The organism is Aeromonas sp. PrichA-15 (assembly GCF_017939245.1).
Lineage (GTDB): Bacteria > Pseudomonadota > Gammaproteobacteria > Enterobacterales > Aeromonadaceae > Aeromonas > Aeromonas caviae.
On the sequence record NZ_JAGKRH010000224.1, the window covers coordinates 1 to 4664 of the forward strand.

Consider the following 4664-nt stretch of genomic DNA (forward strand, 5'->3'; position numbering starts at 1 on the left):
ACACGCCGTTTTAGCCTGTGGAGGCGTGGTGCAATCAGGCCGCCCGATGAAGCAGGAACCCGGTACTGCGCGAGCAGCTATCACCCAGTAATGGGAATCCCCCTCCTGTGACGCGAAGCGCTAAGGTGGGGGAGGATGTCAAGGTGTCTGTCAATGTTTGGTGATGTCCCAGCAGAGGGAGAGCAGGTCATGAAATTTTTCAAATTGCCGGATCTGGGCGAAGGACTGGCCGAGGCCGAGATCGTCGAGTGGAAGGTGAGCGCCGGTGATACGGTGCAGGTAGATCAGGTACTGCTGTCGGTGGAGACGGCTAAGGCGTTGGTGGATGTGCCCTCGCCGGTGGCCGGGGTCATTGCCAGATTGTGCGGGCAGGAGGGGGACATCCTCCACATCGGGGCACCGTTGGTGGAGTTTGAAGGGGGCGAGGATGACGGCACCGTCGTTGGCAAGGTCAGCGCCCATCAGCAGCATATCGAGGATCATTTCGTGGTGGGGGCCATGGCGCCCGGCGGTACGTTGGTGCAAGCCATGCCAGCGGTCCGTCTGCTGGCGCAAAAACTGGGGCTGGACATCGACAAGGTCAAGGGAACCGGCAGCGCTGGCATGGTGACCGAGCAGGATGTGCAGCAGGCGTTCGAGGCCCAGCAGGAGAGCGGCAACGAATTCCTGAAAGGCTCGCGCCGGGCCATGGCCAAGGCGATGGAGCTCTCGCACCGGACTGTGGTGCCGGTGAGCATCACCGACGAAGTGGACTTGCGCCACTGGCGCCCGGATGAAGATGTGACTGTGCGCCTTATCAAGGCGATCGGCGTGGCGTGTCGGGCCGAACCCTCCATGAATGCGTGGTTTGACGGAGAGACCCTGTCGCGGCGTCTGTTCAGGGAGGTCAATGTGGCCATCGCGGTTGACTCCAAGCATGGGCTCTATGTGCCCGTGATGGAGAACGTGGCTGAACGGGACTCGGCTGACATACGGCAGGGACTGGATCGGATGATCGCCGATGTCAAGGCCCGTGCCGTGCCGCGGGAAATGCTGCAGGGGGCAACCATCACCCTCACCAACTTTGGCGCCATCGCTGGCCGTTACGCCAGCCCCATCGTCACACCACCCCAGGTGGCCATCATAGGTGCGGGCAAGTTGTTCGAGAAGGTGGTGTTCATCCACGGTGAGGCGCGCCCGGTGCGTGCACTTCCCTTGTCGATGACGTTTGACCACAGAGCCTGCACCGGTGGAGAGGCGGCTCGCTTCCTCAAAGCCTTGGTCCAGGCACTGGAGTCGGCACAGGTCTGACCCGCTGTACCCCGCCGCTGGCGGGGTACAAATTTGTTTGCGTAATCGACAAAGGCACGTATAATGTTAACCAGCTTGAAAAGGCGATAGTTATGTCAATGAATATGATGTTTTACATCTTTTCCTGTTGTTCATAAGTAATCCCGTTTTTTGAGCTTTATCCGCTGAAAAGCATAAGTAATTATTTTGAATACAGGTTTAAAGATATGTCTAACATGATCACCGGTACCGTTAAGTTTTTCAACGAAACCAAAGGTTTTGGCTTCATCCAGCAAGAAAACGGCCCGGACGTTTTCGTTCACTTCAGCGCTATCCAAGGTAACGGCTTCCGTACCCTGGCTGAAGGTCAGCGCGTACAGTTCTCTGTGACCCAAGGTCAAAAAGGCCCGCAGGCTGAGAACGTAACTGCTCTGTAATTCTTGCAGAATTTAAGAAAGCCGTGGTACCTCTGGTGCCACGGCTTTTTGTTTTCATGGCTTCATCAATACGCGTCATGACCCTGCTCGCATCCCTCTTGCTGACCGTGGCGTTGACCGGTCAGGCCAGCCCGCCAACGCCGGATCCTGCGGTGAATGATGCCGTGTCCGTGTGTCAACAGTTTGTACATGTTCGCCTGGGAAACGCGGTGAAACCCGATGAGATCAGGGTACAGCCGGTGCCAAAACGGGCGGGAGAGTGGCTGGTCGATGGCAAGATAAAAGGACCCGAAGGTCCTTTGCTGTTTGCTTGTCTGCTGCGACAAGGAGAGCGCTGGGAGTTGCTCAACTTCTCGCTCTGGGCACCACAACCGCTCAATTCGGCTTGAGTGCGACCAGCAGGTGTTGGAGATGCTCCAGCATGGTCATGCCGAAAGGGGTCAGATAGCCGCCATCTGCCGCGGTGATCAGGCCCTGGCTGTGCAGGCGCGCTGCCGCCTGGCAAAGCGCTTCCGACATGTCGCTGCGCAGCTTGATCCCCAGGCTCATGTTGGCCGGATCAAAACACGCCAGTATTTTCAGCTCATTCACAAAATCGTCAGAAACCTGGTTGATCCCACTCATGGATGCACTCCTTACGCTAAAGATGTATGCAACCTAGCATCCCCGGTGCCTCTTTAGTGGGCGCTGGCTCAAACAATTGGCCTTTATCGGGGCCGCTCTGGTTCAAACGCTGCTTTTTTGGACGCTATCTATCACCGGTCCGGCTGGACGCAAACGCCCCCAGCAAGGCAAACATGCTAGAATGGCACCCTCGTTCACCCTCATGACCAGGCGTGATGCCAGGTCATCTTGTTCAAGGCGCGTCTCATGATCACTGTTACTCTGGTCTCTCTGCTGCACTCTCTGGGTCCCCGTTTTCCTGTTTATGCTCCCTCCTTGCTGCTCCCTCTCCTAGCGCAACATCAAGGAGATCTCTGGCTGCCGGCCATTCGCGGGGAAGACGTGACGACCCTGCGTCAGCATGGCAAGGATGCCCAGAGTCTGGCTACCTTGTCGGCAGGCTGGTGCGAGTTCGCGGCCCAGAGCAAAGAGACGCCGGAGCTCGATGCGCTGGCAAGTTACGATGAGGAGATGCTGGACAACCTGCAGATGTACTGGCGCCACCCGAGCAAGATAAACAGCCCGATCACCGATAACCTGTTCGAGCTACGCCGTGAGGTGGTGGACGAGGCCCATGGCGGCAAGCTGGTTGCTGCCTGGAGTGCCGCCCAGCAAGCACGGCTTGAGCAGATCATGGTGGGGGTCGCTGCGGGGCGGGATCAGCTCTGCTTTGTGGAGGTGGAGTCCGCCTATTGGCTGAGGGAGCGACTGGGTGAGACCGCGGGACTCCGGCTGTTGACCCCCGAGCTGGGGTGAGGCGATGGAAAGACGGATGACCTATTACTCCTGCTGGACAAGGGGTCGGCAAGATGTGAACATGTCGCCCTTTATTGAACGAGAGACTTGACCGATGAGCTATGAACTTAGCGACACCGAGCGCAATGCCGCGCTGCAACTGAACGCCGATTACCGCTTTGATCACTTCATCAGCAAGCTGGTCGAGCACGAAGAGCTGTTTGTCCTGACCGACGAACACGGCGTCATGATGCTGACGACCGAAGAGGAAGATTGCATCCCGGTATGGCCGCATCCCGACTACGCCAAGGCCTGGGCCGAAGGGGAGTGGGCCGAGTGCAAGCCGCAGTCCATCACCCTCAAGGTGTGGCTGGATCGCTGGGTGGACGGCATGGAGCAGGATGATCTCTGCGTGGCCGTGTTCCCGACGCCGGATCAGGAAGGCATTGTGCTGGACCCGGCCGACGTCGCCGACGCCATTGCGCAAAAGCAGGCCAAACGCAGCTGAATGCCCTCTGCCTGGTGCCATCCCGGTTGTAACAAAGACCCCGCCAATGTGCGCAATGCTGTTCAGATAAGCACTTTTTTGACTGATTATTCATTAATTGGATTTGAGTTGAGGGGGCAAGGCTGTGTCCAGTCGATCTTCCTCCAGCCTTTATCCAGAGGGGCTTGCAATAGAAAGAGGGAGGCATCATGCCTCCCTCGCTTTTTTGTCCTGATACTACGTGGACTGGAACTCAAATTCTCTTAAGTGAACAGCATTGCGCCAATGTGCGGGGTCTAATGAGATGGTCACCCCCACCCTGTGAGCAGGGCGGGATTATACTTTTTGCGAGCAATTCGCATCTGTCGTCACGCCAAAAAACATCTCCATTCGAAAATCATCACTCCAGCAAGCGCATTTGATTTTTCGCCGCTTGCTGATTGACTTCGGATGATGCTGCGCCATGTTCAGCGCAATGCGACGAAACAGGGCAAACACCTCTGCTGCCTCCCTGTCACCAATCCGGCTCAGGTCTTCCCGATAGGTCACATCCAGTACTCAGTGCTGTTTGTTCTCGATGTGCCAATGCTGGCGTACTGCCTTGGCGGCTTGCTCCGGCTCTATCGCCAACGAGCTGACGTAGTATTGGGTGTCTAACGTGACCTTGCCTTTTTGACCGCGACTGCGCTCCACGGCGATAAGGCTTGTTATGCCGGGCCAAGCCAGTTTCTGTTCAGCGGGGAGTTCTGCGGTTAACTGAAAGACTGTTCGCTCCTCCTGGCGGCCATGACCCTGCTCTTGCGTGCAGTGTTGCGCCAACCCTTCACCATCGTGCTCCCACCAGGGCTGGAACTGACTACGGATTGCCGCCAGTAAGCCGGGCTGGTTTTCCTTTACCTGAACGACAAAGTCAGCCCCACGGGCGGTGGTCAGTCGCTGCAAGGTTTCTTTCTGACAGTGCAGGGCATCCATGGTCACGATGGCATCTTTAATATCAAGGCAATCAATCAGCTGTCTTACTGTCTCGATTTCCCCGCCTTTGTGTTGAGTGGCCTTCTGGCAGAGCACCAGAC

General features: G+C 57.1%; 8 protein-coding genes. 5 read left to right on the top strand and 3 right to left on the bottom strand.

Going from position 1 to position 4664, the window contains the following annotated elements:
- The first annotated feature begins 189 nt into the window (after positions 1–189).
- From J9889_RS19680 to J9889_RS19690, 3 genes are all read left to right on the top strand, one after another.
- Positions 190–1290: a dihydrolipoamide acetyltransferase family protein gene (locus tag J9889_RS19680; protein ID WP_053288328.1), complete on the top strand. Its 1101-nt coding sequence runs from the start codon at positions 190–192 to the stop codon at positions 1288–1290.
- A gap of 206 nt (positions 1291–1496) precedes the next feature.
- A complete protein-coding gene (locus J9889_RS19685) occupies positions 1497–1706 on the top strand; it encodes a cold-shock protein (protein ID WP_005302803.1) in 210 nt (69 codons plus the stop codon).
- Between the two features lie 77 nt (positions 1707–1783).
- Positions 1784–2095: a hypothetical protein gene (locus tag J9889_RS19690; protein WP_103260431.1), complete on the top strand. Its 312-nt coding sequence runs from the start codon at positions 1784–1786 to the stop codon at positions 2093–2095.
- Here J9889_RS19690 and J9889_RS19695 read toward each other — a convergent pair.
- Complete coding sequence (locus J9889_RS19695) at positions 2082–2330, bottom strand: TIGR02647 family protein (protein WP_010675310.1); 249 nt, start codon at positions 2328–2330, stop codon at positions 2082–2084. The genes J9889_RS19690 and J9889_RS19695 overlap by 14 nt on opposite strands.
- A 246-nt stretch (positions 2331–2576) precedes the next feature.
- On the opposite strand from J9889_RS19695, the gene J9889_RS19700 reads away from it, so the two are divergent.
- A complete protein-coding gene (locus tag J9889_RS19700; RefSeq protein ID WP_045524136.1) occupies positions 2577–3125 on the top strand; it encodes a hypothetical protein in 549 nt (182 codons plus the stop codon).
- Between the two features lie 94 nt (positions 3126–3219).
- On the top strand, positions 3220–3612 hold the full coding sequence (locus J9889_RS19705; protein WP_039040225.1) for a DUF2750 domain-containing protein: 393 nt from the start codon (positions 3220–3222) through the stop codon (positions 3610–3612).
- 315 nt (positions 3613–3927) lie between these two features.
- On the opposite strand, the gene J9889_RS19710 is transcribed toward J9889_RS19705, so the two are convergent.
- Positions 3928–4140, bottom strand: a complete 213-nt coding sequence (locus J9889_RS19710) for a hypothetical protein (RefSeq protein ID WP_210557802.1) — start codon at positions 4138–4140, stop codon at positions 3928–3930.
- 9 nt (positions 4141–4149) lie between these two features.
- Positions 4150–4664: ISAs1 family transposase (locus J9889_RS19715; protein ID WP_210557804.1), on the bottom strand; the 515-nt coding region annotated here is incomplete at its 5' end.

Excerpts from the sequence above, each read along its gene's own strand:
- J9889_RS19690 (WP_103260431.1), top strand. The coding sequence starts at position 1,784 with ATGACCCTGCTCGCATCCCTCTTGCTGACCGTGGCGTTGACCGGTCAG.
- J9889_RS19700 (WP_045524136.1), top strand. The coding sequence starts at position 2,577 with ATGATCACTGTTACTCTGGTCTCTCTGCTGCACTCTCTGGGTCCCCGT.
- J9889_RS19705 (WP_039040225.1), top strand. The coding sequence starts at position 3,220 with ATGAGCTATGAACTTAGCGACACCGAGCGCAATGCCGCGCTGCAACTG.
- J9889_RS19680 (WP_053288328.1), top strand. The coding sequence starts at position 190 with ATGAAATTTTTCAAATTGCCGGATCTGGGCGAAGGACTGGCCGAGGCC.
- J9889_RS19695 (WP_010675310.1), bottom strand. The coding sequence starts at position 2,330 with ATGAGTGGGATCAACCAGGTTTCTGACGATTTTGTGAATGAGCTGAAA.
- J9889_RS19685 (WP_005302803.1), top strand. The coding sequence starts at position 1,497 with ATGTCTAACATGATCACCGGTACCGTTAAGTTTTTCAACGAAACCAAA.